The organism is Trinickia sp., from assembly GCF_036503415.1.
GTDB lineage: Bacteria > Pseudomonadota > Gammaproteobacteria > Burkholderiales > Burkholderiaceae > Trinickia.
Genome location: NZ_DASXWY010000086.1, coordinates 1 through 3,850, shown reverse-complemented (window position 1 = coordinate 3,850; position 3,850 = coordinate 1). Strand labels below are relative to the sequence as shown.

At 62.7% G+C, this 3,850-nt stretch carries 2 protein-coding genes; both read left to right on the top strand.

Features of this window, described 5'->3' with window-relative positions:
• The coding region (locus VGL01_RS11895) for a LysR family transcriptional regulator substrate-binding protein (protein ID WP_331569482.1) at positions 1-617 on the top strand (617 nt) is incomplete at its 5' end.
• 502 nt (positions 618-1,119) lie between these two features.
• The gene (locus tag VGL01_RS11890) at positions 1,120-3,393 is read left to right on the top strand and encodes a copper-transporting P-type ATPase (protein ID WP_414720234.1); all 2,274 of its coding nucleotides are present in this window, start codon (positions 1,120-1,122) and stop codon (positions 3,391-3,393) included.
• Positions 3,394-3,850 lie beyond the last annotated feature (457 nt).

Below are 3,850 nucleotides of genomic sequence, written 5' to 3'. Positions count from 1 at the left end.
AGGGGCTGGCCGGGCGCGTACGCCTGGGCGCGTCTACCGGCGCGATCGCGCATTTGTTGCCGCAGTCGGTAGCGCAACTTCGCGAGCAGTACCCGGACATCGACGTGCAGATCGCGGTACTCACGTCGCAGGAGACGCTGGCGCGGCTCGCGCAAGGCACGCTCGATGTGGGGCTCGTCGCCCTGCCGCAATCCCCGGTCGCGGGACTCGCGATCCGGTCGTGGCGCCGCGATCCGGTCATGGCCTTCCTGCCTGCCGACTGGCGTTGCCCGGCCCGAATTACGCCCGCGTGGCTCGCGAAGCAACCCCTGATTCTCAACGATGCGACAACGCGCCTGTCGCGGCTCATATCGGAATGGTTCGCGTTGGGCGGCTACCGGCCGGTGCCGCGGATCGAACTCAATTTCAACGACGCAATCAAGAGCCTTGTCGCCGCAGGCTATGGCGCGGCGCTCTTGCCGCATGAGGCGGGGGCGCCGCAGTCGAATGCGCGCATTGTGATGCGTCCGCTGCGCCCAGCCCTCTCGCGGGAGCTGGGCATTGCCCATCGGGCGGGCCCGATCGAGCGCGCGACACAGCACGTGCTCGACGCATTGTGGGAACTCAAGGCGCGGTAGATTGCGGCGCGCTCCGGAGGGCTGACCGGCTCTCGGCGAAGGCGTTGTCAGCGCACCGCCGCAAGCCCCGGATCGATGCCGGTGGCTGCGACCGATGCATCCCAGAGTCGCCGTGCAAGCGCGGGGTCCTGCGCCGTCGGTGCCAGCTTGGCTTCCCCCGAGACTCCTTGTACCCGCCGAAGCCTATCGGGCCGTAGTAGCCGCCGGGTTTCACCCGTCCGGTCGTGGCCTGCAAGGTGGGCCTGCTCGATGCACCGGGAAGCGAACGCCAGACAGAAATGCCGAAACTCTTGGCAGCACTCGAGAGCCCATCCGCGGCCGAGCCCATAGGCCGATACTCGCAATATGGCGCTCTTGACTTTCCCATTGTGGGAAGGTTGAAGATTCAGCAGTTGGCCGGTCAACCGCATTGCGGTTGACCCAGGATAGATACCGGATATGAGAACCGTGAATCGCGAGGAATCCGCATGGTGCTGGCGGAGAGTAGAAAAGGAGCGTCAAGATGAGCGGTCAACATGGAGCAGACGAGCCTCACCGTCACCGGATTTCCGGGCACGCGTCACCGGGCGGGCATGACGCACCTGAGACGGACGAGCACGACCCTTGCGCGAGGCACGGACACGACGCGCATGCTCATCACCATCAGGACCATCAGCAGCCACACGAAGTTCGTGAGGGCACCATCTACACGTGCCCGATGCACCCGGAAATTCGCCAGGACCATCCCGGGCAATGTCCGAAGTGCGGCATGGCGCTCGAACCGATTCTGCCCAGCGTCGACGATGGTGAGAATCCGGAACTGGTGGATTTCCGACGCCGGTTCTGGTGGACGTTGCCACTGACCGTCGTAGTTTTCGTGCTGGCGATGTTTGGCCATCGCCTCGGACTGATGAACGCCGGCACCGAAAACTGGGTCGAGTTCATCGTCTCTACGCCAGTCGTCCTGTGGGCAGGCCTGCCGTTTTTTGAACGGTGCGTGCGCTCATTCATGAACCGCAGCCCCAACATGTGGACGCTCATCGGGCTAGGGACAGGCGCGGCTTATATCTACAGTGTCATCGCCACCCTTTTCCCCAGCGTATTTCCTGAAACGTACAGCGCGCACGGCCGAGTCAGCGTGTATTTTGAAGCGGCGGCGGTCATCATTTCGCTGACGCTTGTCGGGCAATTGCTCGAACTGAAGGCCCGCTCGCAAACATCCGCAGCCATCAAGGCGCTGCTCGGGCTCGCCCCCAAGACCGCCCGACGCATCAACCCCGACGGCTCCGAGGAAGACGTTCCGTTGTCCCATGTGCATGTGGGCGACCTGCTTCGCGTGCGACCCGGCGAGAAAGTCCCCACGGATGGCGTGGTGACCGATGGCTCGAGTTCGCTGGACGAGTCCATGATTACTGGCGAGCCCATTCCCGTCACGAAGCGCGTTGGGGACCACGTCATTGGCGCAACGATGAACGCGACGGGCAGTCTCGTCATTCGATCAGAAAAGGTCGGCTCCGAGACCGTACTGTCGCAAATCGTCCAGATGGTCGCGCAGGCGCAACGGTCTCGGGCGCCCATGCAACGTATGGCGGACAAGGTAGCCGGGGTGTTTGTCGTCGGGGTCGTCAGCGTCGCGCTTCTCACTTTCATTGTGTGGGGCATCTTTGGACCCCAGCCTAGCTGGGTATTCGGTCTAATCAATGCGGTGGCGGTGCTCATCATCGCGTGCCCGTGTGCGCTGGGCCTTGCGACGCCGATGTCGATCATGGTCGCAAGCGGCAAAGGCGCCACAACCGGGATTCTCTTTCGAGATGCAGCCGCGATCGAAAATCTGCGCAAGGTCGATGTGCTCATTGTCGACAAGACGGGAACGCTGACCGAGGGGCGTCCAGCTTTCGAGCAGGCCGTGGGCACAAACGGATACACGAGCGATGAAGTGCTTCGTCTGGCGGCGAGTCTGGACCAAGGTAGTGAGCATCCGCTTGCCGCAGCCATCGTTGCCGCTGCGCGTGAGAAGAATTTCACTTTGGACCGCCCGGACAATTTTGAATCTGCGACGGGCATTGGCGTGCGAGGACTGGTCGCCGGCAGAACACTCGCGCTTGGCAACACCGCGCTGATGCAGACTGACGCTGTCTCTGTGGAATCCCTGGCCAAGGAGGCGGACGGTATGCGCGCGCAAGGCGCCAGTGTCATGTACTTGGCGGCCGATGGCGGCCTGGCCGGACTGCTGGCAGTCGCGGACCCGATAAAGGCGACGACGCCGGAGGCGCTTTCGACATTGAAGGAGAACGGTATTCGCGTCGTGATGGCGACCGGCGATGGCGTGGTCACTGCCAAGGCCGTCGCCGAGAAGCTCGGCATCGATGAGTTCCATGGCGAGGTGAAGCCTGCCGACAAGCTCGAACTGGTGACACAGCTTCAGCAAGCCCGACATGTCGTGGCGATGGCTGGGGACGGTATCAACGATGCTCCGGCACTCGCGAAAGCCGATGTCGGCGTTGCGATGGGAACGGGCACGGACGTGGCGATGAGCAGTGCGCAAGTGACGCTCGTCAAGGGCGACTTGCGCGGTATTGCGCGTGCGCGAGAGCTATCCGAGGCAACGGTCGCCAACATGAAGCAAAACCTTGGCTTCGCGTTCGTGTACAACGCATTCGGCGTTCCGCTGGCGGCCGGCGTGCTTTACCCGTTCACCGGGTTGCTGCTCTCGCCGATGATTGCAGCGCTTGCGATGAGCCTGAGTTCAGCTTCCGTCATTTCGAACGCGCTGCGACTGCGAAACGCGAAGATTTAGCTTGTCGTGCAGCATGAAGCGTTAGCACGGACGGCGAAGCAACCGATATTGTGAATCGGATAACCACAGGCAGGACGCACCCAAGAGCACACGGCGCGCGCCGCCGCCCCGTCCATCATTTGTAATAGGCCCACCCTACCGGCCCGCGCTCTAAAATCGGCCCACCAACCTGCAGGCGCTCGTCAAGGCTGAAGCATCGCCGTATCGGGATTTCATCACCTAACGCACGAAGAGGGGAAGGGTCAAAGTTGGGACACGATACGCGCCTCGCCGCCGCGAGTCGCGTATCGAACCAAGCACTGCCTAGCTAGACGCGGCCACCACGTAGGTCACCTGCCCAACCGGTGCAATCTGTTGTGGCCCGACGCCTACCGTCTGCGGAGCTTGTGCATACCGTGAATCGAGCACTCCAAGCTCCAGCGCACGACCATATTTTTCTTGCGGCACCTCGTAGTTC

What these genes read in the sequence shown, in the direction of transcription:
- VGL01_RS11890 (WP_414720234.1), top strand. Translation starts at nt 1,120, where the DNA reads ATGAGCGGTCAACATGGAGCAGACGAGCCTCACCGTCACCGGATTTCC.